This window comes from Halomonas heilongjiangensis, assembly GCF_002879645.1.
GTDB classification, from domain to species: Bacteria; Pseudomonadota; Gammaproteobacteria; order Pseudomonadales; family Halomonadaceae; genus Halomonas; species Halomonas heilongjiangensis.
Window position 1 is genome coordinate 123030 of sequence record NZ_PNRE01000025.1, and the last position, 23067, is coordinate 146096.

Annotated in this window: 12 protein-coding genes; 10 read left to right on the top strand and 2 right to left on the bottom strand. The window is 69.9% G+C overall.

All coding sequences use genetic code 11. The annotated features are described in order from the left end of the window. Positions 1 to 87: 87 nt before the first annotated feature. Together C1H66_RS05515 and C1H66_RS05520 are read right to left on the bottom strand one after the other, a co-directional pair. Positions 88 to 2286: a polysaccharide biosynthesis tyrosine autokinase gene (locus C1H66_RS05515; RefSeq protein WP_102626899.1), complete on the bottom strand. Its 2199-nt coding sequence runs from the start codon at positions 2284 to 2286 to the stop codon at positions 88 to 90. Between the two features lie 46 nt (positions 2287 to 2332). Then, positions 2333 to 3454: a polysaccharide export protein gene (locus C1H66_RS05520; RefSeq protein ID WP_479723836.1), complete on the bottom strand. Its 1122-nt coding sequence runs from the start codon at positions 3452 to 3454 to the stop codon at positions 2333 to 2335. Positions 3455 to 4219: 765 nt separating this feature from the next. Between C1H66_RS05520 and C1H66_RS05525 the strand changes: the two genes are divergently transcribed. The 10 genes from C1H66_RS05525 (at position 4220) to C1H66_RS05570 (ending at position 23007) form a co-directional block, all read left to right on the top strand. Next, positions 4220 to 4663, top strand: coding sequence for a hypothetical protein (locus C1H66_RS05525; RefSeq protein WP_102626900.1), 444 nt, complete (start codon positions 4220 to 4222; stop codon positions 4661 to 4663). Next, positions 4663 to 5400 (top strand): YjbF family lipoprotein, encoded by a 738-nt coding sequence (locus tag C1H66_RS05530; protein WP_102626901.1) that lies wholly within the window; start codon positions 4663 to 4665, stop codon positions 5398 to 5400. The genes C1H66_RS05525 and C1H66_RS05530 overlap by 1 nt, the downstream gene beginning before the upstream one ends. 28 nt (positions 5401 to 5428) lie before the next feature. Beyond that, on the top strand, positions 5429 to 6211 hold the full coding sequence (locus C1H66_RS05535) for a hypothetical protein (protein ID WP_102626902.1): 783 nt from the start codon (positions 5429 to 5431) through the stop codon (positions 6209 to 6211). Next, entirely contained in the window at positions 6208 to 8298 is a 2091-nt protein-coding gene (locus tag C1H66_RS05540; protein WP_102626903.1) for a YjbH domain-containing protein, read from the top strand. The genes C1H66_RS05535 and C1H66_RS05540 overlap by 4 nt, the downstream gene beginning before the upstream one ends. Before the next feature lie 252 nt (positions 8299 to 8550). Next, a complete protein-coding gene (locus C1H66_RS05545; RefSeq protein ID WP_102626904.1) occupies positions 8551 to 10566 on the top strand; it encodes a capsular polysaccharide biosynthesis protein in 2016 nt (671 codons plus the stop codon). A 1-nt stretch (position 10567) separates the two neighbouring features. Further along, positions 10568 to 11893: a capsule biosynthesis protein gene (locus C1H66_RS05550; protein ID WP_102626905.1), complete on the top strand. Its 1326-nt coding sequence runs from the start codon at positions 10568 to 10570 to the stop codon at positions 11891 to 11893. Further along, the gene (locus C1H66_RS05555; RefSeq protein ID WP_102626906.1) at positions 11869 to 12645 is read left to right on the top strand and encodes an SDR family NAD(P)-dependent oxidoreductase; all 777 of its coding nucleotides are present in this window, start codon (positions 11869 to 11871) and stop codon (positions 12643 to 12645) included. The genes C1H66_RS05550 and C1H66_RS05555 overlap by 25 nt, the downstream gene beginning before the upstream one ends. After that, positions 12642 to 14249, top strand: coding sequence for an LTA synthase family protein (locus C1H66_RS05560; RefSeq protein WP_205738628.1), 1608 nt, complete (start codon positions 12642 to 12644; stop codon positions 14247 to 14249). The genes C1H66_RS05555 and C1H66_RS05560 overlap by 4 nt, the downstream gene beginning before the upstream one ends. Beyond that, on the top strand, positions 14246 to 21670 hold the full coding sequence (locus tag C1H66_RS05565; RefSeq protein WP_102626907.1) for a type I polyketide synthase: 7425 nt from the start codon (positions 14246 to 14248) through the stop codon (positions 21668 to 21670). Before C1H66_RS05560 ends, C1H66_RS05565 begins: the two co-directional genes overlap by 4 nt. Next, positions 21667 to 23007, top strand: a complete 1341-nt coding sequence (locus C1H66_RS05570; protein ID WP_181423406.1) for an aminotransferase class I/II-fold pyridoxal phosphate-dependent enzyme — start codon at positions 21667 to 21669, stop codon at positions 23005 to 23007. Before C1H66_RS05565 ends, C1H66_RS05570 begins: the two co-directional genes overlap by 4 nt. Positions 23008 to 23067 lie beyond the last annotated feature (60 nt).

Consider the following 23067-nt stretch of genomic DNA (forward strand, 5'->3'; position numbering starts at 1 on the left):
GACGCTTCCATGGTGTGGTGAGAGGGGTTGATGAATGCCCCCGGCGGCGCGGGGGCAACCCGGGAATCGGCCACCGTGCCTGCAGGCCTAGCCGTTGGTGGTCTTGTAGGCGTAGTGGTAGTAGCCATAGCCGTAACTGGTAGCCGCCTTGCGCTCGATGGCGTTGAGGATGCCGCCCTTCACCTCGACCCCACTGCCCTCGAGGCGGCGGATCGCCACGTCGATCTCCCGCGGCGGATTGAGGCCGAAGCGCGCGACCAGCAGGGTGGTACCGCTCTGGTGGCCGATCACGGCGGCGTCGGTCACCGCCAGGATCGGCGGGGTGTCGATGATCACCAGGTCGTAGGCCTCGCCGAGGGTGTCGAGCAGGCGGCCGAAGCGATCGCTCATCAGCAGCTCCGCCGGATTGGGCGGTGCCTTGCCACGGGCCACATAGCTCAGGCCGTTGATCGGCGATGGCCGGATGACCTCAGCGGGCTCGCATTTGCCGGCCAGCACCTCGGAGAGCCCGCCCTCGCTCGCGGCGTTGAAGGCACTGTGCACGTGCCCCTTGCGCATGTCGGCATCCAGCACCAGCACGCGCTGCCCACCCTGAGCGATCACCGCGCCGAGGTTGACGCTGATGAAGCTCTTGCCAATGTTCGGGCTGGGGCCGGTGATCATCAGCCGATTGTTCGGTGCCTCGAGCATGGCGAAGTGCAGGCTGGTACGCAGGCCCCGCAGGGCCTCGACCGAGGTGTCGTCGGGGGAGTTCTGGGCCAGCACGCCGCAGGCCACCTCGCGGCCACGCTTCTGGTTCCGCCGCTTGAAGCGGCGCACCAGCCTCTGCTGGTCCTCGGAGAGCGGCACGGTGGCATAGACCGGCAGCCCCAGCTCCTCGAGCTGCTCGGCGCTCTCCACCCCCCGATTGAAGATGCTGCGTACCAGCACGAAGGCCACCGACAGGAAGCCACCGATCAGGGTGAAGAGCGCCACCGTGACCGCCTTGCGTGGCTCCACCGGCCCCGGCTGGGCCACGGCGTCGTCGAGGATGCGCACATTGCCCACGGTACTGGCCTTGGTGATGCTCATCTCCTGGATCTTGTTGAGCAGCTGTACGTAGACCTGCTGGGTCACCTCCACGTCCCGGGACATGCGCAGGACCTGCTGCTGGGTCTCGGGCAACGCATGGATCTGCTCGTTGAGCCGTTCGCGGCTCCGCTCCAGGTTCTCGCGCTTCTCCATCAGTGCCGCATAGGTCGGATGCGCACCGTTGTAGCGTCGGCGGATCTCCGCCAACTCCATCTCCAGCTCGCTGAGCTGGGCCTCCAGTTCGACCAACTGGTTGAGCACCGACTGGGTCTCCAGCGACAGATCGACGCTGTCATGCTCCATGCGGTAGGCATTGAGGGCGTCCTCGGCGGTGGCGAGTTCGCTGCGCACCTGGGGCACCTGCTCCTCGAGAAACTCGAGGCTCTGCTCCGCCTCGGCGCTCTGGCGCTCGACGTTCTGGGTCAGGTAGATCCGAGCGATCACGCTGAGGGTACGCCGGGCGCGCTCCGGATCCTCGTCGGTCAGGGTCATGTTGAAGACCCCGCTGTCGCGGCCGCGCTGACCGACGCTGAAACGCGAGCGCAGATCGTTGATCGCCGCCAGGCGGGTGCGCCTGACGAGGGTGAACTCTGCGCCCTCGCCGGCTTCCAGCTCGGCCACACGCAGCGTCACCTGGCCATCGAGGAAGGACTCGTTCTCGCCGACGCGCCCGATGCCGAGCAGTTCGTCATCGTGGTAGAGGCGATAGCGATCCGGCTCGGCAGCCACCAGGCGGAAGGCGCGGCCGAGCCACTCCGGGTCGACCTGGAAATCACCGACATTGAGGTACTCGCCGGCCCAGACGCTGCGCCTGGCAAAGCCGGGGCGCTCCATCCCCCGGCGCACCAGGAAGTTGCCGACCATGGCCAGACGGGTCGGGATCACCACGATATCGAGCCGCTCCTGGTCCACCGCCTTGCCCAGCACCATGCGCGAGCGCAGGATCTCCAGCTCGGCTTCGGTCTTGGGTTCCTCGCCGAGGATGGAACGCACCTCGGCCAGCGGATTGCTGAGCCCGGTCTTGCCCTCCACCTGGACCAGCGCATCGGCACGGAAGATCGGCGTGATCAATTGCACGTGGATGATGGCCGCCAACGCGCACAGGGCGGTGACGGCAACGATCAGCCACTTGCTGTCCAGCAGCACACCGAACAATCGCCCCAGATCGATATCGTCGTGGGCAGGGCGTGAGCCCATCTTGATGTCTTTCGCCATGGAAGAGTCCTGAACGGATGGATCGATGACGCCGCCTCGGCTCCGGTCACTCCCGGAACCCATCGAGCTCGCTGCCCATCCGGGTGGTCTGATAGAGGCTGCTGACCGTGGGCAGCAGCTGGCGAATCACGCGGTTCCAACGGCCCAGTGGCGTGGTGGTGACGTAGATCACGTCGGTGGGCTGCAGCTCGAACTCGGTGCCGAGCATCAGGGCCGTGGCGTTGCGCGCATCGAGCTGATAGACGGTGGCCAGCTTGTCGCTCTCCGGCGAGGCCCGACGGATGACGAAGATCCCGGAAGCGCTGGCGCTGCCCTCGTTGATGCCGCCGGCTTCCGACAGGGCATCGGTCAGGGTCAGGCGGCTGCCCCCCATCGGCAGGCTCCGGGCATCGCGCACCTCGCCCATCACGTAGACCTTCTGATTGGCGTTGTCACGGACATGCAACAGGTCACCGTGCCGCAGCAGCCGGTTCTGGGACAGTCGGCCGTTGTTGAGCATGTCGTGCAGCGAGAGCCGGATCTCCTCTCCCTCCCGGGTCAGGATCACCTCGTGCCAGTTGGCCTCCTCGGTCGGCCCGCCCGCCAGATTGATCGCGTCCAGTACGGTCAGCGGCACATTGCGAATCGGCATCGGCCCCGGCTCGGCCACCGCGCCGGTGACGTTGACCTTCTGGGAGTTGAATTCGGCGACCCGCACCTCGACCTGGGGCATGGCCACATAGGGCTCGAGCCCCCGGGTGATGATGTCCCGCACCTCGGCGACGGTCAGGCCAAGGGCATCGATGCGGCCGATGTAGGGATAGAAGATGGAGCCGTCGCTGTGCACGATGTTGCCCGACTCCGCGGCACTGCGCTCGCTGCCCGCGGGGATCGTCAGCTCCGGGTGATCGTAGACGATGATGCTCAGCACATCGCCCTTGCCGATCCGGTAGTCGTAGGCACCGATGGCGCCGCGCAGCGACTCGCTGACTCGGCCGACCTCGTCCGGGTCGATGCCGTCACGCTGCAGGGCGCGCACCAGCCCGAAGGTGATGGGTTCGACATCCACCAGGTCATCGATAGGCGCCGCTTCCGTGCGGTAGTCGACATGCCCGCCGGGCGCGAAGGCGCAACCCTGCAGGACGATCAGGCCGGAGGCCAGTACTGCTCCGGCCATCATCCGGCGCATCCGATTGGGCGTCATTACGCTTCTCACTCAAGCCGTTATCATTACCTTCCCTGATGCCGATGCGACCTCAGCGGTAACAACATCCTCTTCTCGTCCCGATGACACTATCATTTCAAAAAAAATACACCAATTAACAATATTAAATTTTTCGAAACTGTCGCTTTCAAACACACTTAAAGTAGCCACATGGCGACAATCCAAATCGATCTTGTCGCAAAAAGTGCACACCCCTTGCGAGCGGCAACCCGAGACGGCTTCGGTACCCTTGGAGCGACTCGGGAGGCCGGAGGCACGGCACCTGGCCTGGCCTCGGGCACGCTACCGCCACAGAGTTATCAGACCATCCCTGAAGCCTGGGTCGCCAGCGGGCAGCAGCGTACCGACACTCTGGCGCAAGAAGCCGAATGGCGATGAATGACCGATCAGGTAGAGAGTCCGACGAGGGCTTCCGGATCCTTGGATGCCATCAATGGAACGAAGAAAGCATAATCTCTTTTGACTACATGTCATCCCTAATGTTTTCAATTTTTCAATTTATTACCCTTGTTTACAAAATGAATAACTAGGCAATTATTGGTTTCTTTCTCCTTCTCAATGAGTCGTGTATTACATCCTTCTTCCGAGACGAATTGAGCGCTTGGCCATGAGCACGGCGCCTTCAGCGGGGCGAATCGCGACAGCGTGCCCATGCATGTGCCGTTCCGGACCGGCTCCGACGAGCTGCAGCCCGGAGCCTTTGCGGCCCAACCACAGGAGAACGACCCCATGATCCACCCCTTGACTCCCTCGAGAAGAGCCGTCGCCGTGGCGGGAATCGCACTGATGATGCTGTCGCCGCTCGCCCTCGCCCAGCAGGCCTCGAGCACCGGCCAGGCCAATGCAGCGGGCAGTGCCGACCTCGGCAGTGGCGCATCGGTCGATGCCGGCGCTTCTGCCAACGCCAACCTGGGCGTCGGCAACCCCCAGACTCCCGGGGCGCCCGGCAACTCGGGCAATACCCCGGCCCCCGGCGCAGTCGCGGGAGGCGGCGTGACCGCCGGCGGTGGCGCCTCGGGCGACGCCCCCGGCAACTCCGGTGACGCCATTGCCGGCGCCATCGACAAGGGGGCCGTGGGCATCGGCGTCGTGACGGGCGCCACCGGTGGGACGGGGACGGGGACGGGCACGGGGACGGGGACGGGGACGGGGACGGGGACCGGCACCCGCTGATGGACCACGACACACGGCGCTACCGACGGCGCCTGCAACGCCAGGGCCGCCGCAAGGCGGCCCTGGCGTGTCATTGCCTGCCACTCGCCCTGGGTCTCGGGCTGACCGGCTGTGTTCAGGGCGGGGGACTGTCGCCCATGGGCGAGTCCCTGGTCGCCCCCTGGCGCACCGGTGACGCGGCCGAACGCGCCGAGGCCCTGCCCTATGCATCGCTGGTCGCGACCAGTGAAGGCAACGAAGCCCTGATGGTCATGGCCCACCGCAGCGGCGACAACGGACGCGACACCTACTGGCAGGCCGGTGACCGCGCCACCCTCCACCTGCGGGATGGCCTGCCCATGACCAGCGCCGGCTTCGATGCCGCCCTGCTCGGCCAGTGGCGCGACGCCACCGGCGACGCCGGGCGCTATCGCCTGCATGCTCACTGGCGGGATGGTGACGGCACGGAACACCTGGCCACGGCCAACGCCAGCCTGGAGTGTGATGCCCCCCGCCCACTGGCACTGCCGTTGACGACCCTCGCCCTCGAGCGCTGCACCGAGCGCCTGAGCTGGCAGAACGGCGGCCGCACCGTCAACCGGCTCTGGCGCGACCCGGTCAGCCGGCGCATCTGGGCCGGTGACGTCACCGCCTGGCCCGGCGGGCAGCGGCTTCGCTGGCAGGTGGCGCGCCCCTGGTGGACCGATGCAGAGGACGCCGCCACCTCACATGCCGGCTCCGGAGAGACACCGGAGTGACCCTTGGCCGCCGCCACGAGACGCCACCATGCTGGAGAAAGAAACCTTCCGCCATCGCTCGCCGGCCGGCCTAGCCCGCCGCCTGGCGCTGGCGGCCCTGCTGCTCGGCCTGCCACCGAGTGCCTCGAGCGATTCACCCCGCCTTTCGGAGTACTGGCTGTCCCGCGGTACCCAGCCCGATCATCCGGCCTTCGCCTACTATCTCCGCCGGGAGCATCTCGCGCCTCAGCGACGCCAGGCCCTGAGGCTCCAGGAGGAGCTCGCCACCCTGGCCACCCTCGAGAGGCTCGATGGTCGGCCAGCGGTGGTGCGGGCCCTGGCCGACTGGCGGACGACGATCGACGAGCTGTTCCGGGAGGGCAGCCGCACCCCGGCACGGGCCGACCTGGCCGCCCTGCTCGCCGCGCCACGCCACGATCCACGGGTATCGGCGCTCAGCACTGCCGGCCAGTGCGAGCCGCCCGACTGGGTAGAGCTGTGGACCTTCGGCGGCGTCGCCCGCCGCCCCTGGACGCCCGACATGACCCTGCGGCAGGCGCTGCGGGAGCGGCCCGAGGCGCACTGGCGGGCCGCCGACGAGGCCTGGGTCGTCGGCCCCCAGAGTCCGCCTCGGCGGCTGGGCATCGCGGCCTGGAACGGCGAGGAGAGCCCCCTGGTGCCAGGCAGCCGGATCGTCCTGCTGCTCCCCGGCGATAGTCGGGAAGCCGACTGGGTGAACCGCACCCTGCCGGGCTTTCTCGCCTCGCGGCTGCCTGGCGTGAGCTGTGACATCTTCGACTTCACCGATACGGATTTCGGCCAGACCCCATGAATGGACTCCAACGGCGCCGCCTGCTGCGTTCACCGCTGGCCCTGGCGGTCGGCCTGGCGGCGACCACCGCCCAGGCCGATCTGGGCCAGGGCGACTTCGGCGGCATCGGCCTGATGCAGACGCCCACGGCACGCATGGCCCCCCTGGGCGACTTCGCCTTCTCCTTCTCGCGCACCGCCCCCTATCGACGCTACAACCTCTTCTTCCAGCCGGCCGAGTGGCTGGAGGCCGGCTTCCGCTACGTGGAGGTCGAGAACCGCCAGTACCTGGCGGCGACGGAGGATCGCAACAACCTGGACAAGGGCATCGACGTGAAACTGCGCCTGCGCGAGGAGAACCGCCGCTGGCCCCAGCTCGCCGTGGGGGTACGCGACATGGGGGGCACCGGCCTGTTCGGCGCCGAGTACCTGGTGGCGAGCAAGCGCTGGCACGACGTCGATGTCAGCCTGGGGATCGGCTGGGGCTATCTGGGCAACCAGGACGATGTCGCCAACCCCCTGGCACGGCTTGACGATCGCTTCGATCGCCGCTCGGGCTTCAGCCCGGGTGACGACGGCGGCACCCTCAACCTGGGCAGCCTGTTCAGCGGACCGGCGGCCGTGTTCGGGGGCATCGAGTACCGGACGCCCTGGCCCCCCCTGGTCCTGCAGCTCGAGCTCGAGGGCAACGACTATCAGCGGGAACCCCAGCGCAACGACCAGCGCCAGGATTCGAGGATCAACCTCGGTGCGCGCTATCGACTGACCGATGGCATCGAGCTCAGGGCCGGCTGGCAACGCGGCAATACCGCCATGCTCGGCATCTCGCTCTCCACCAACCTGGCGACCCTCTCCCAGGCCAAGCGCGATCCGCCGCCGGCCGCGCTGGGCCCGGCCCCCGCCGAGCACACCCGGGACTGGCAGGCGCTGAGTCGCGCACTCGCCGACAACGCCGGCATCGACGTCCATCGGCTGCGCCAGGACGGTAACGCGGTGATCGTCGAGGGCGAACCGGCGCGCTATCCGTCGCTGGCCCAGAGCGAGCAGCGTGCCGGACGGATACTGCACAACCAGCTGGCCAGCGAGGTGGAGACCTTCCGCTTTCGCTGGCAGGAGCGGGGGCTGGCGTTGCGCGAGAGCGTGCATGAGCGCAACGCCCTGGTGGCGGCGGTCGCCTCGGCCGAAGACGCCGTGGACCACCGCCACGGCATCTATGCCCACGGCGCCCTCCGGCCGGCCCAGGGCCGGATTCTCCACGAGAACGACCCGCGCCGCTTCGGCTACAGCCTGGGCCCGGTGCTCGAACAGAACTTCGGCGGCCCCGATGGCTACCTCTATCGCCTCTCCGCCAACCTGGACAGCGAGTACCGCCTGGGCGCCGGCAACTGGTTCTCCGCCACCCTGGCCTACACCCTGGCCGACAACCTCGACAACTACCGCTACCTTGCCGACTCGCAACTGCCACGGGTGCGGACCCATATCGGCGACTACCTGGCCGAGACCGACCTCGGCATCAGCAACCTGCAGTACAGCCACACCGCCCGCCTCGGCAGCGACTGGTACGCCATCGGCTATGGCGGCCTGCTCGAGACCATGTTCGCGGGGGTCGGTGGCGAGGTGCTCTACCGCCCCTTCAACGGCGATGTGGCGGTGGGGCTGGACGTCAACTGGGTCAAGCAGCGCGACTTCGACCAGCGCCTGGCGCTGCGCGACTACAGCACCTGGACCGGCCACCTCACCGGCTACTGGCGGACCGGGTTCGAGGATGTCCTGGCCAAGGTCAGCGTGGGCCGCTACCTGGCCGGCGACCTCGGCGTCACCGTCGACCTGTCGCGGGAGTTCGACTCCGGGGTGCGGCTGGGGGGCTGGACCACCATCACCGATGCCGGCAGCGATTTCGGCGAAGGCAGCTTCGACAAGGGGCTCTACCTGTCACTGCCGCTGGATGCCTTCTTCGTGCACTCGACCCGCCAGCGTGCCCGGCTGGCGTGGCAGCCGCTCACCCGTGACGGCGGCGCCCGCCTGGCCAGGCGCTTCGAGCTCCACGAGCTGACCGGGGAGCGCCAGATGGGCCGCTACTGGCGGGATTACGACGACGCCATGCGCTAGGCACATCCGACGGGAACGATCGGGTAGGGGATGACGGGGCGCCGGCGATCGGCGTTCCCACGCCGAGTGCGAGTTTCGCCACCTTCCCGGCCTCGAACCGGGAGTTTTTCGTGTCGCCATTCGCACACAAGCGTATATGGCTGCTGACACGATACGAATTGAAGCGCGTGACCACATCACGTACGTTTCACTCCCTTTCTGCATGATGGCCATGATGGAACATGGTCGGAGCCTTCGACCAGGGAATCGCCGATGGCAGGATACATCGCAGGTTATACCTCACGCGGCATCGACCGCCTGACCACGCTTCCGGCCTTCCTGCCGGAATTCTCCCGGATCGTCGCGATCGGACCGGGGCGACCCGGCACCCTCGACGCCGTCCTCGGCTGGGGCAGCAAGCCCACCGCTCGGCGAGCTCGGCGGCTCGCCAGGCGCCGCGGCCTGCCTTACGTCGCCCTGGAGGACGGCTTCCTGCGCTCCCTGGGGCTCGGCGTCACCGGCTTTCAACCCCACAGCCTGGTGGTGGACAGCCGCGGCATCTATTACGATGCCTCGCGCCCCTCCGACCTCGAATGCCTGATCCGCGATGCCGACTTCAGCACCGCGGAGCTCGCCCGTGCGCGCCACTGCATGGCGCTGCTCGCCAGGCATCGCCTGTCGAAGTACAACCACGCTCCCGACCGCCCCCTGCCCGTCGGCGAGCGCCCCCGGGTGCTGGTCGTCGACCAGACCCATGGCGATGCCTCCATCCATCACGGCGGTGCCGATGCCGCCACCTTCGCGACGATGCTCGACGCCGCCCTGCACGAGCACCCCGATGCCGAGATCCTGGTCAAGGTGCATCCGGACGTGATCGCCGGCAAGAAGCGCGGCCACCTGCTGACCCATGCCGACCACCCGCGTTGCCGCCTGATCGCCGAGGATCTCAACCCCTGGGCGCTGTTCGACGCCGTCGACACGGTTCACGTCGTCACCAGCCAGCTCGGCTTCGAGGCCCTGCTGGCCGGCAAGCGCGTGGTCTGTCACGGGCTCCCCTTCTTCGCCGGCTGGGGGCTGACCGAGGACCGCCAGGCCTGTCCCCGGCGCGGCGTGACGCGCTCGCTCGAGCAGCTCTTCGCCGCCGCCTACCTGCGCTACTGTCGCTATGCCAATCCCTATACCGGCCAGGCCAGCACCCTGGAGGCCACCATCGACCTGATCGCCGACCAGCGCGGACAGCGCGAGCGCCTGGCCGGCCACTGGGTCGCCTGCGGCTTCTCGGGCTGGAAGCGGGGCTTCGTCGGCGACTTCCTCGGCGACGACGCCCGCTGCCGGCACCGGCGCGGCCCCGCGGCCCCCGGCCAGGCAGGCCCAGGCGAGCGCCTGCTGGCCTGGTCGCCGGGGGTCGACGACGCCCTGCATGCTGCCTGCGAACGGGCCGGCGTCGCGCTGTGGCGCATGGAGGACGGCTTCATCCGCTCGGTGGGCCTGGGCGTCGACCTGACCCGCCCGCTGTCGCTGGTACTCGACCGGCGCGGCATCTATTACGACCCCGAACGCCCCAGCGACCTGGAGCACCTGCTCGAACACGGCGACTTCGATGACGACCTGCTCGAGCGGGCCGCCGCCCTGCGCCAGCGTCTGGTGCGTCTGCGACTCTCCAAGTACAACCTGGCCGGCGCCCTCAGCCTGCCGGCGGCCGATGGCCGGCGGCGCCTGCTGGTGCCCGGCCAGGTGGAGACCGACGCCTCGATCGCGCGCGGCGCCGGCGAGGTGCGTACCAACGCGGCCCTGCTGGCCGCCGTGCGCCGGGCCAACCCCGACGCCTGCATCCTCTACAAGCCCCACCCGGACGTGACCAGCGGGGCCCGCAAGGGCGCCCTGTCACCCGCCGAGCGGGCCCTCTACGACCATGAGGTCGGCGAGGTCGACATCGCCACGCTGCTGGACGAGGTCGACGAGGTCCACACCATCAGCTCCCTGGCCGGCTTCGAGGCCCTGCTGCGCGGGCGCCAGGTCACCACCTACGGCCTCCCGTTCTATGCCGGCTGGGGGCTCACCCGGGACCAGCGCCACTGTCCACGACGCCGGCGTCGCCTGTCCCTGGACGCCCTGGTGGCCGGGACCCTGATCCGCTACCCGGTCTACGTGGACCCGCGCACGCGGCAGCTCTGCAACGCCGAAACCGCCGTCGACCTGCTGGAGAGGGAGCGTGCTCGATGCCGGCCCCTCGGCTGGAAGACACGCCTCTACCGCCGCTACCGCAACGCCTTCATCGGGAGACACTGACGTGACGCTGCCACGCCGCTCCTTCCTGTTCCTCCAGGGCGTCTGCTCGCCCTTCCACCGACGCCTCGCCGCTCGGCTCGCCGCCGATGGCCATCGCGTCGTCAAGGTGCACTACAACGCCGGCGATCAGGCCTACTGGCGGCGCGGCATCGGCCCCGTCCACGCCTTTCGCGGCCGCCTCACGGCGCTGCCGGCCTTCCTGGCCGACCTCTGCCAGCGCCACGCCATCACCGACCAGGTGGTGTTCGGCGACCGACGCCCCGTCCATCGCACCGCCATCGAACAGGCCTCGGCGGTCGGCATTCGTTCCCATGTCTTCGAGGAGGGGTACTTCCGCCCCTTCTGGATCACCCTGGAGCGGGAGGGCGTCAACGGCCACTCGCTGCTGCCCCGCGACCCCCAGTGGTTCCTCGAGGTCGGGCGGCGCCTGCCGCCACTGCCCAAACCGGTGCGCTTCCGCTCGCCCTTCCGGGTACGAGCCACCCATGACGTGCTCTATCACCTGGCGGGACTGGCCAATCCGCTGCTCCACCCCCACTACCGCAATCACGCCCCGGTCATCGCCCCGGTGGAATATGCCGGCTACCTCAAGCGCTTCACCCAGCTGCGCTTCTGGAAGCCTCGGGACGCCCGCCGCATCCAGGAGCTGGTCGAGGGTAGTCGCCCCTATTTCGTCCTGCCCCTGCAGCTCAACGGCGACGCCCAGATCCGCGACCACTCGCCCTACGCCAACATGCACGAGGTGATGGACCATGTCATGGGCTCCTTCGCCGCTCACGCCCCGGGCGATGCCCTGCTGTGCATCAAGAACCACCCCCTCGACACCGGACTGGACGACCATGCCCGCAGCGTCGCCAGGCTGGAACGCCACTACGGCCTGGAGGGCCGCATCGTCTATCTGGAGTCGGGTGACCTGAACGTGCTGCTCAAGCGGACGGCCGGCACCGTCACCATCAACAGCACCGTAGGCATCGTCTCCCTGGAACACCAGCGCCCGACGCTGGCCCTCAGCGACCCCATCTACCACCTCACCGGCCTGACCTTCCAGGGCCACCTGGACGAGTTCTGGCAGCACCCGCCGCCCCCCGGTGCCGAACTCTTCGACTGCTTCCGGCATACCCTCATGCATACCGTGCAGCTCAACGGCGGCTTCTACTGCCGACCGGGCATCGACCTGGCCGTCACCAATGCCGTGCGCGCCCTCGAGGCGGAGCGCTCGCCGCTGGAAATCCTGCTGTCGGATGCCTCATCGAGCGATGGTCCCCGCCAACGGCCGAGGCCCAGGAGAGTAAGGAGCGTCACGTGGCCAGATCGCGTACCGTCCTGATCACCGGCGCCACCGGCGCCATCGGCAGCGCCCTGGCGCGGGAATACGCCGCCCCCGGGACCCGCCTGGTCCTGCACGGGCGTCGCCGGGAGGTGCTGGCGCCCCTGGCCGATGCCTGCCGCGCGCGGGGCGCCCGGATCGAGCTCTGCGACATCGACCTCACCGACGACCGCCAGCTGGGCGACTGGCTGGACGAGCTCGCCGAGCGGCAGCTGCCCGATGTCGTCATCGCCAACGCCGGCCAGAACACCCATGTGGGCGCTGCCGGGGAGCTCGAGCCCTGGCCCGAGACCAGCGACCTGCTGGCCATCAACCTGCGCACCCCCCTGGCCATGGCGCATCGCCTGGCCCCGCCCATGGTGCGACGCGGCAGCGGTCAACTGGTGTTCATCAGCTCGCTGGCCGCCTGGCACGGGCTGCCCCTCACCCCCGCCTACAGCGCCAGCAAGGCGGGGCTCAAGGCCTACGGCGAGGGGCTGCGCGGCCACCTGGCGCCCCATGGTGTGGGGGTCAGCGTGGTCATGCCCGGCTACGTGCGCTCCGCCATGTGCGACGCCATGCCCGGCCCCAAGCCCTGGCTCTGGTCACCCGAGCGCGCCGCCCGGGCCATCCGCCGCGGCGTGACGCGCAACCGGGCCCGCATCGCCTTCCCGCTCCTGCTGCATCATGGCTGCTGGTGGCTCGCCGTGCTGCCCGCCGCGGTCTCTCAGCGCCTGCTGCGACTGCTCGGCTTCGGGAGAGGCCAGCCATGATCGCGGTACTCTGGCTGCCCCTGCTCGCCGGCCTCGGGCTCAGCTTCGCCATCGAGGCCTTGCTGCGCCCCGCCGTGCGCCCGCCCTGGCGGCGGGCCCCCGTCACCCTGGCCCTCCACCTGGCCAGTTGGCTCACGCTGTTTGCCCTGTTCCTGCTGGTCCTGCAACGCCCCTGGTTCGCCGCCGGCCTCATCGCCGCGCTGCAGCTGGTGGTGGTGCAGTCCAGCAACGTCAAGTCACGCACCCTGAACGAGCCCTTCATCTGCCACGACTTCGAGTACTTCCTCGATGCCCTGCGCCACCCCCGGCTCTATGTGCCCTTCTTCGGCATCGGCCTGGCCATCGCCGCCGGCAGTGCCGGGGCCGCAGCCATCGCCGCCTTCCTGTGGCTGGAAGCCTCGCTGGTCACCCGCCTGGGCACCGGCACCTTCCTGCTGGCCGTGGCCACGCCATTGCTGCTCGCCCTGCCACTGCTGTGGCTCGGCCTGCGCCGCCTGCCCGCCGCCACCCTGGCGCCTCAGCGCGACCTCGAGCGGCTCGGCCTGTGCGGTGCCCTCTGGGCCTATGGCCGCCTGGCGCTGAAGCCGCTGGACACCGAGCGGCTGGACTCGCCCTTCGCCATTCCGCCGCCGTCTCCCGCCGGAGGGCGCCTGCCCGACCTGGTGGTCGTGCAGAACGAATCCTTCTTCGACCCCCGCGCCTGGTGCCCCCTGGTACGCCCGGACCTGCTGCCCCACTTCGATGCCCTGTGCGCCGAGGCCCTGCATCATGGCCCCCTGCGCGTCCCCGCCTGGGGCGCCAACACCGTGCGTACCGAGAGCGCCTTTCTCACCGGCCTCGGCGCCTCGCAGCTCGGCATCCATCGCTTCAACCCCTATCGCCAGCTGGCACGCCGCTCGGTCCCCAACCTGGTCGCCAACCTGCGCCGGCTCGGCTACCGCACCGTCTGTGTCCACCCCTACCCGGCCGGCTTCTACCTGCGCGACCGGGTCATGCCGCGACTGGGGTTCGAGCGTTTCCTGGACATCAAGGACTTCGCTCCCAGCGATCGCGATGGCCAATATATCGGCGACCTGGCCGTCGCCGAGACCGTGGGCAGGCTGCTCGAAGGCGAGGACGACCGGCCGCTGTTCGTCTTTGTGATCACCATGGAGAACCACGGCCCGCTGCATCTCGAACGCCCCGTGCCCGACGAGGCCTACACGCTGTTGACGCCGCAGGCGGCGCGCTCGGCCGAGCATGACGACCTGGCCATCTACCTGCGCCACCTGGTCAATGCCGACCGCATGATCGAACGACTGCGCCGGACCCTGGCCGCCCAGTCGCGCCCCAGCCTGCTGTGCTGGTATGGCGACCATGTGCCCATCATGCCGCAGGCCTACCGTCGCCACGGGATGCCCCCCGGCCACACCCGATACGCCATCTGGTCCCCCCAGGCCATCGGCTCGACACCGCCCCGCGAGCGGGCGGTCGCCGATCTGGGAGCGGTGCTGCAGGACACGCTGCTGGCCGGTCGCCACCTGTCGGGCGACGGGCCCGGGACCGCCAGGAACGAACAGCGCAAGCCCCAGGGAAGACCCAGCAACATCAGGAGCAAGACATGACTAGACGCGTTGCCATCATCGGCGCCGCCCACCGTTTTCCCGGCACGACGCCTGAAACGTTCTGGCAGGATCTTCAGGCCGGAAAGGATATGGTCACCCGCGTCGCCGATGACCGCTGGAGCCAGGAGGCGTACCGCCACCCCGACAAGCGCCACCCCGGCACCAGCATCAGCTTCGCCGCCGGCAGCCTGGGGGACATCAGCGGCTTCGATGCGGCCTTCTTCGGCATCTCGCCGCGCGAGGCCGCCACCATGGATCCCCAGCAGCGCCTGCTGCTGGAGCTGGCCTGGGAAGCCATGGAGAATGCCGGGGTGCCGCCCTCGCGGCTACGTGGCAGCCAGTGTGGCGTCTTCGTCGGCATCGCCAGTATCGACTACGCCTACCGGGTCGCCGACGACCTGAGCACCCTGGATGCCGCCTCGGCCACCGGCAACACCTCGAGCATCGCCGCGAACCGACTCTCCTACGTGTTCGACCTGCACGGGCCGAGCATGTCGCTGGACACCGCCTGCTCCTCCTCCCTGGTGGCCTTCCACCAGGCCTGCCAGGCGATCCGCAACGGCGAGACCGACATGGCCCTGGCGGGTGGCATCAGCCTGCACCTGCACCCCTATGGCTTCGTCGTCTTCACCAAGGCGAGCATGCTCTCGCCCACCGGACGCTGTCAGGTCTTCGACGAGGCCGGCGACGGCTATGTCCGCTCCGAGGGGGCCGGGCTCTTCCTGCTCAAGGACTACGACCAGGCGGTGGCCGACGGCGACCGCATCCTCGCCGTGGTGGCGGGCTCGGCGGTCAACACCGATGGCCACAAGTCGGGGCTCACCGTGCCCAACTCCAGCGCCCAGGTCGCGCTGATGCGCAAGGCCTACCGCCAGGCCGGCATCTCCCCCGACGAGATCGACTACCTGGAGGCCCATGGCACCGGCACGCCGGTCGGCGACCCCATCGAGACCCATGCCATCGGCGAGGCCCTGGCCAAGCAGCGCCGCGAGCCGCTGCCCATCGGCTCGGTGAAGAGCAACCTCGGCCATCTGGAGAGCGCCTCCGGGGTGGCCGGGCTGGCCAAGGCGCTCTACAGCCTGCGCCACCGCGAGGTGCCGGCCACCATCGGCGTGCGCAGGCTCAACCCGCGCATCAAGCTCGACGAGTGGAACCTGCGCGTGGCCACCCAGACCCTGCCCCTCAAGCCCGAGGGGCGCCTGGTGATCGGGGTCAACTCCTTCGGCTTCGGCGGCGCCAACGCCCATGTCATTCTCGAGAGCCCTCCCGAGGCGCCCGAGTGTCCGGCTCCCGACGCCCCGGGCCCGCTACCGCTGCGCCTGTCGGCCCGCGGCGAGCCGGCCCTCAAGGCCATGGCCGCCCGGCTCGCCGACTGGCTGACCGCGGGCGACGCCGACCTCTACGACATCGCCCATGCGCTCCACCGGCACCGCGACCACCATCGCGACGGCGCCCTGCTGTTTGCCGAGAGCAAGGAACAGGCGGCCCGGGTCCTCGCCGCCTTCGCCGATCCCGAGGCCGAGGAGCTCCCCGCCGGGCTGGCTCGCGGCCAGCGCCTGGAGGCGGCCCAGGGCCCGGCCTTCGTCTACGCCGGCAACGGCTGCCAGTGGGAGGCCATGGGCCGCGACCTGCTGACCAGCGCGCCGGCCTTCGCCGCCGCCGTGGACGAGGTCGATGCCCTCTTCCAGCGCCACGGCGACTTCTCGCTGCGCGCCGAGCTCGAGGGGCGCAACGGTGACGGGCGCCTGGCGCGTACCGAGATCGCCCAGCCGGCACTGTTCGCCGTCCAGGTCGGCCTCACCGCCCTGCTGCGCGAGCACGGCATCGACCCCCAGGCCGTGGTCGGCCACAGCGTCGGCGAAGTGGCCGCGGCCTGGGCCTGTGGCGCGCTGAGCCTGGCCGATGCCGTCAAGGTCATCTACTACCGCAGCCACTATCAGGGCCTGACCCGCGGCCAGGGCGAGATGACCGCCGTGGCCCTCGGCGCCGACGAGATCGCCGAATGGCTCGCCCGGCCCGAGCATGGGGGCATCCACCTGGCCGGCATCAACAGCTGCCGCGGCGTCACCCTGGCCGGCGACCCCGAGGCACTGGGCCGCCTCGAGCGAGCGCTCAGCGAACGGGGCACCTTCGCCGCGCGGCTGCCCCTGGACTACGCCTTCCATAGCCCGGCCATGGAGCCCATCGAAGCCGGCGTGATCGAGGCCCTGGCCGGCCTCCACCCCGGGGCCGAGCAGCGGCGCTACGTCTCCACCGTGACCGGCTCGGCGCTTGCCGGCGGCGAGCTGGGGGCCGAGTACTGGTGGCACAACATCCGCAAGCCGGTGCTGTTCGCCTCCGCCATCCAGGCGCTGATCGACGAGGGTATCAACACCTTCATCGAGATCGGCGCCCACCCGATCCTGCGTCGCTATCTCGCCGACGCCCTGGGCGAGCGAGAACGCGACGGGCTGGTGATCCCCACCCTGGAGCGTGCCAAGCCCGCCGAGGGCTGCATCACCCGGGCAATCGGCCAGGCCCTGCTCTCCGGCATCGCCGTGGACGAGCGACGCTGGTTCCCGGTGGAGGGACGCTTCGTCGAGCTGCCACGCTACCCCTGGCAGCGCGAGCGCCACTGGGTCAAGGGCACCAGCGACGGCCAGGGCCTGCTCGACCGCTACTACGAACATCCGCTGCTCGGCTACCGACTGGTGCAGCAGCCCCATGCCTGGGAGAGCCAGCTCGACACCGGCCGCCTCCCCTGGCTGGCCGATCATGTGGTCGGCGAAGGCGCGGTCTTCCCCGGCGCCGGCTTCGTCGAGCTGGCGCTGGCCGCCGCCCGTCATGGCAGGGAGCTCCCGCTGATCGATATCGAGGAGCTGGAGATTCGCGCTCCGCTGCTGCTCGACGGCGCCAACGGCCGCCGCGTGCGCGTGCATGCCGAGCCGGCCGACGGCCGCCTGACGATCCGGTCCCGCGAGCCGGTCTCCGGCGGGGACTGGCAGCTCAACGCCGTGGCCCGGCTCATGGCCCAGAGCCGCGGCTTCCTGCTGCGCCGCCCGGCCCCCGCCCGCCCCGCGCGGGCGCCCGATGTCACCCTGGCCGACCACCTGGGCATGGCCGAGCGGCTCGGGCTCCACTACGGCCCCGCCTTCCAGGCCATCGTCCATGCCTGGGTCGAGGACGAGAGCGTCATCGGCGAGATCGCGCTGCCCGCGGCGATCCGTGACGACCTCGATGCCCTGCATCTGCACCCCGGCATCCTCGACAGCGCCTTCCAGCTCTTCATCCCGCTGCTGGCACGCCAGGGGCCCCACGACGACGGCCTGGCCTTCGTGCCGGTACGCGTCGGCCGGCTGCAGTTCCGGCCCGGCGGCGGGGTGCCCGCACTGGCCCATGCCCGCATGCGCAAGCGCTCGCCCCACTCCTTCACCGCCGACTTCGAGCTCTACGACGAACAGGGCCAGGCCGTGGCGGTGCTCAGCGAGACCCGTTTCAAGGCGGTGCGGCTCAAGCGCCAGCACCACCAGCGCTTCAGCTACCTGGACGTACGCCTCACCCCGGCACCGCGGCGACCCGCGGCACTCGATCTCGGCCCGCTGCACGCCGCCCTGCCAGGGCTGCTGGACGACTTCGGCCGACTCACCGGGCGGCGCTTCGCCGGCGAGGTCGACCCGCTGCTCGACAGCCTGGCCGAAGCCTTCGCGACCCGGACCCTGCATCGACTGGCCGGTGGGCAGCGACTCAGCCACGCCCGCTACCGGGAACTGACCCGTAGCCGGTTCGATGTCCAGCCGCTGCTCGACCGGCTGCTGCACCTGCTCGACAACGCCGGACGCCTCACCGCCGACGAACGGGGCTGGACCCTGCATGACGACGAGGACGGGGTAGAGGCCACCACCATCTGGCAGCTGCTGATGAGCGACTACCCCGACTACTTCGCGCCGATCCAGCGCCTCGGACGCTTCGGCCTGCACCTGCCGGCGCTGCTCGCCGGCGATGCCAATGCCGAGACCCTGGGGCTCGACGTCGACGGCCTGGCACTGCTCAACCGGCAACTGCTCGGCAACGCCGGCTGGCAGGCCCTGGCCGGCGGGCTGCGCGACGCCCTCGGTCAGGTGCTCGACGAGCTGCCCGCCGGCCAACGCCTGGGCCTGATCGAGGCCGGTCCCAGTGCGCCGGCACTCGGCGAGCGGCTCTGTGACCTGATCGACCCCGACCGCTGCGACTACCGCATCCTGGCGGTGGACGATGCCTCCTGGCACCAGGCCGAGCAGCTCCGGGAGCGTCACCCGCTGATCGACATCGAACGCCTCGATGCCCTGGACGAGCAGGCCACACCGGCCCAACTCGCCCTGGTCAGCCTCGAACTCGGCCATCGCCAGCGCAGCCGCCGCCTGCTCGATACCCTGTCCGCCCGCCTGGCCCCGGGTGCTCAGCTCCTGCTGCTGGGCCTGCATCCCAGCGCCTGGCTCGATACCCTGCTGGCCACGCCCGGCCTGCACGACGGCGGTACCACCCTGCACGCCACCGAGCTGGCCGACGTCATGGCCCAGCTCGAGGCCCTGGGCGCCACCGACCTCCAGCCCATCCCGCTCGAGGAGGAAGGTCGCGGTGCCTATCTGCTGCATGCCCGTCTGCCCGGCCAGTCCGCGACGCCGCTCGAGACCCCACCGCTCGCCTACCAACTGATCGCCGACGGCACCAGCCATGGCCTGGCCGAGCGCCTCGCCGCCGCCCTCGAGGCACGCGGCCTGCCCGCCAGGGTGAGCGAGGCCTTCGATGCCGCGAGCCCACCGGCCACCGCCCTGGTCGACCTGCGCCAGGGTGGCGAGCGCTGTGCGCACGCCGCCCGGTGGACACAGGAACTGGAGCGGCTCGGCGACCAGACCCGCCTGTGGCTGGTCACCCGCGGCGTGGCGGGGATCTGGGGGAATGCGCACGAAGTGCCCGCCGATGCCGCCCTGTGGGGCTTCGGCCGCTCGCTGGCCAACGAGTCCTCCGCCCAGGCGGTTCGCCTGCTCGACCTGCCCATCGGCGACGCCGTCCTGGACGATGCCGTGCTGGACGCCCTGGTCGACGAGCTCACCGCCCCGGACGCCGAGACCGAGATCGTCCTCGACGCCCAGGGCCAGCGCCATGCCACCCGGCTGCGCACCCTGCCGGCGCCCGGGGCCCACGCCCCCCACGCCACGCCACGGCGTGCCATGACCTTGGGGTTCGCGTTACCCGGCCAGCTGCGCCACCTGACCTGGACCCCGAGCCCGCTGCCCGAACCGGCGGCCGGCGAGGTGGAAGTTCAGGTGCGAGCCACCGGTCTCAACTTCCGCGACGTCATGTACACCCTCGGCCTGCTCTCCGACGAGGCCATCGAGAACGGCTTCGCCGGTCCCAGCCTGGGGCTGGAGTTCTCCGGCATCGTCACGGCCGTGGGCCCCGGTGCCGAGGGCCTGGCGGTGGGCGATGCCGTGGTGGGCTTCGGCCCCGCCAGCTTCAGCGACCGGCTGATCGCCCACCGGGACGCCATCGCCCCGATTCCCCAGGGCGTGAGCTTCGCCGCGGCCGCCACCATTCCCACCACCTTCTTCACCGTCTATTACGCCCTGAAGCACCTGGCGCGGCTCGCCCCGGGCGAGAGGGTGCTGATCCACGGCGCCGCCGGCGGGGTCGGCATCGCCGCCATCCAGGTCGCCCGGTGGCTGGGCGCCGAGATCCACGCCACCGTGGGTTCCGACGAGAAGCGCGATTTCCTGAGGCTGATGGGGATCGAGCGCCTCTACGACTCGCGCTCGCTCACCTTCGCCGAGGAGATCCTCGAGGAGACCGGCGGGCGCGGTGTCGACGTGGTACTCAACTCGCTCGCCGGCGAGGCGATCAACCAGAACCTGCGCGCGCTGCGCCCCTTCGGCCGCTTCCTCGAGCTCGGCAAGCGCGACTTCTACGAGAACACCCACATCGGCCTGCGGCCCTTCCGCAACAATCTCAGCTACTTCGGCATCGACTCCGACCAACTGATGAAGGAGCAGCCCGGGCTGACCCGCGAGCTGTTCGGCGAGATGATGGCGCTGTTCCACGACGGCACCCTGCGCCCGTTGCCCTACACCGCCTTCAGCACCCAGCAGGTGGTCGCGGCCTTCCGCTACATGCAGCAGGCGCGCCAGATCGGCAAGGTGGTGGTCACCCACGAACAGCCGATCGCCCCGGCCCGCCAGCCTGCCCCGCTGTCGAGCGACACCCTGAGCCTGCCCGCCCGGGCCAGCTACCTGGTCACCGGCGGCCTGGGTGGCTTCGGCCTGAAGACCGCCCAGTGGCTGGCCAGCCGTGGTGCTCGCCACCTGATCCTGGTGAGCCGCCGTGGCGCGGCCTCGGAAGAGGCCCAGGCCGGCGTGGCCGCCCTCCGCGCCCAGGGCGTCGAGGTCGAGGCCGTCGCCTGTGATATCACCGACGGGGCGGCACTCGAGCGTCTGCTCGACGAGTGCCGCGAGCGACTGCCGCCGCTGCGCGGCGTGGTGCACGCCGCCACCGTCATCGACGACGGCCTGATCCGCAACCTGGACGCCGAACGCATCCACCGCGTGCTGGCGCCGAAGGTCGAGGGTGCCCGCCACCTGGACGCCCTGACCCGCGACGACGCCCTGGACTTCTTCGTGCTCTACTCCTCGGCCACCACCCTGTTCGGCAACCCCGGCCAGGCCAGTTACGTGGCCGCCAACCACTGGCTCGAGGCCCTCGCCGCCAGCCGCCGTGCCCGGGGCCTGCCGGCCACCTGCCTGCGCTGGGGCGCCATCGATGATGTGGGCTTCCTGGCCCGCAACACCCGCACCCGCGATGCCCTGCAGGAGCGCCTGGGCGGCTCGGCGCTGCACTCCGACGACGCCCTGCGCGTGCTGGAGCAGTTGCTGATGCATCACGACGACCAATCGGGCGGCCCCAGCCTCGGCGTGCTGGAACTCGACTGGGGCGCCCTGTCCCGCTTCCTGCCCACCGCGGCAGCCCCCCGTTTCCAGGAGCTCGCCCGCCAGGCCGAGGACGACGACCGGGCCGAGGAGGGCAACGACGATCTCGCCGCCCTGCTCGCCGAGCTGCCCGCGGAGGAGCTGCATGGTGCCGTGACCGACCTGCTGCGCGCCGAACTGGCCGGCATCCTGCTGATCGAGGAGGACAAGATCGACGTGCACCGTTCGGTCTACGACATGGGCTTCGATTCCCTGATGGGCGTGGAACTGATGACCGCCATCGAGTCACGCCTGGGCGTCCAGGTGCCGGTGATGGTGCTCAGCGAAGCCTCGACCCTCGACAAGCTGGCCGGGGTGCTGATCGGCAAGCTCCAGCGACAGGATGGCGCCGACGCCGACGACGGCGAGCTGACCTCCCTGGCCGCCCGCCACGGTGTCGAAGCGGCGGCGGCCACGACCGAACCCAGCGAGGAGGCCCACCAGTGAGCATCTCCCACGACGACCTCAAGCAGCGCCTGCTGGCCCAGACCCGCAAGCGTCAGCGGCCCGCGCCGCCCGCCGCACAGGCAGCGCAGGGGGAGCGGGACAGCGCCCCTCCCGCCCGGGTAGCCGAGCGTTTCACCCGCTTCGACGCCCATCCCGGCTACCAGCAGATCGCCATGATGCGCGAAGGGGCCCGCAGGCTCGGCCTGTCGGACCCCTTCTTCAAGGTGCATGAAGGCAACGCCGGTGCCACCTCGGTCATCGGCGGCCGCGAGTGCCTCAACTTCGCCAGCTACAACTACCTGGGCTTCTCCGGTGATGCCCGGGTCAACCGCGCCGCCTGCGACGCCGTGGCCCACTACGGCACCTCGGTCTCCGCCAGCCGCGTGGTCGCGGGCGAACGCCCCATCCACCGCCAGCTGGAGCGAGCCCTGGCCGACGCCTACCGGGCGGAGGATGCCCTGGCCTTCGTCAGCGGACACGCCACCAACGTCTCCACCCTCGGCTACCTGCTGGGGCCCAAGGACCTCGTCCTGCACGACGAATACATCCACAACAGCGCCCTGGTGGGCGCCCAGCTCTCCGGCGCCCGGCGCATCGCCTTTCCCCATAACGACAGCGAGGCCCTGGATGCCCTGCTGACTCGCCACCGCCACCGGTTCGAGCGCGTACTGATCGTCATCGAAGGGCTCTACAGCATGGATGGCGACGTCCCGGAGCTGCCCCGTTTTATCGAGATCAAGCGCCGCCATCAGGCCTGGCTGATGGTCGACGAGGCCCACTCCTTCGGCGTGCTCGGCGAGCATGGCCTGGGGCTGCGCGAGCATTTCCAGGTGGATAGCGAGGCGGTGGACATCTGGATGGGCACCCTCAGCAAGAGCCTGGCCGCCTGCGGTGGCTACATCGCCGGCTGTCAGGCGCTGGTGGAGACCCTGCGCTACCTGGCCCCCGGCTTCCTCTACAGCGTCGGCCTGCCCGCCCAGGTGGCGGCCCCCGCCCTCGAGGCACTCACGCTGATGCAGCGGGAACCCGACCGGGTGGCGCGGCTGCACGAGATCTCGCGCTATTTCCTCGAGCGCGCCCGCGCCCTGGGCCTCGACACCGGCCACAGCATCGGCACGGCCGTGGTGCCCATCATCGTCGGCAACTCAGCGCTCGCCGCCCGTCTCTCCCATGCCCTGCTCGAGGATGGCATCAACGTGCAGCCAATCCTTCATCCGGCCGTGCCCGAGAAGAGCGCCCGGCTGCGCTTCTTCCTCGGCTGCGACCACACACGGCAGCAGGTCGACACCACGCTCCATACGCTCATGGGTGCGTTGCAAGAATCATCGACGCCTTGAGCAAGAATCATCGACGCCTTGAGCAAGAATCATCGACGCCTTGAGCAAGAATCATCGACG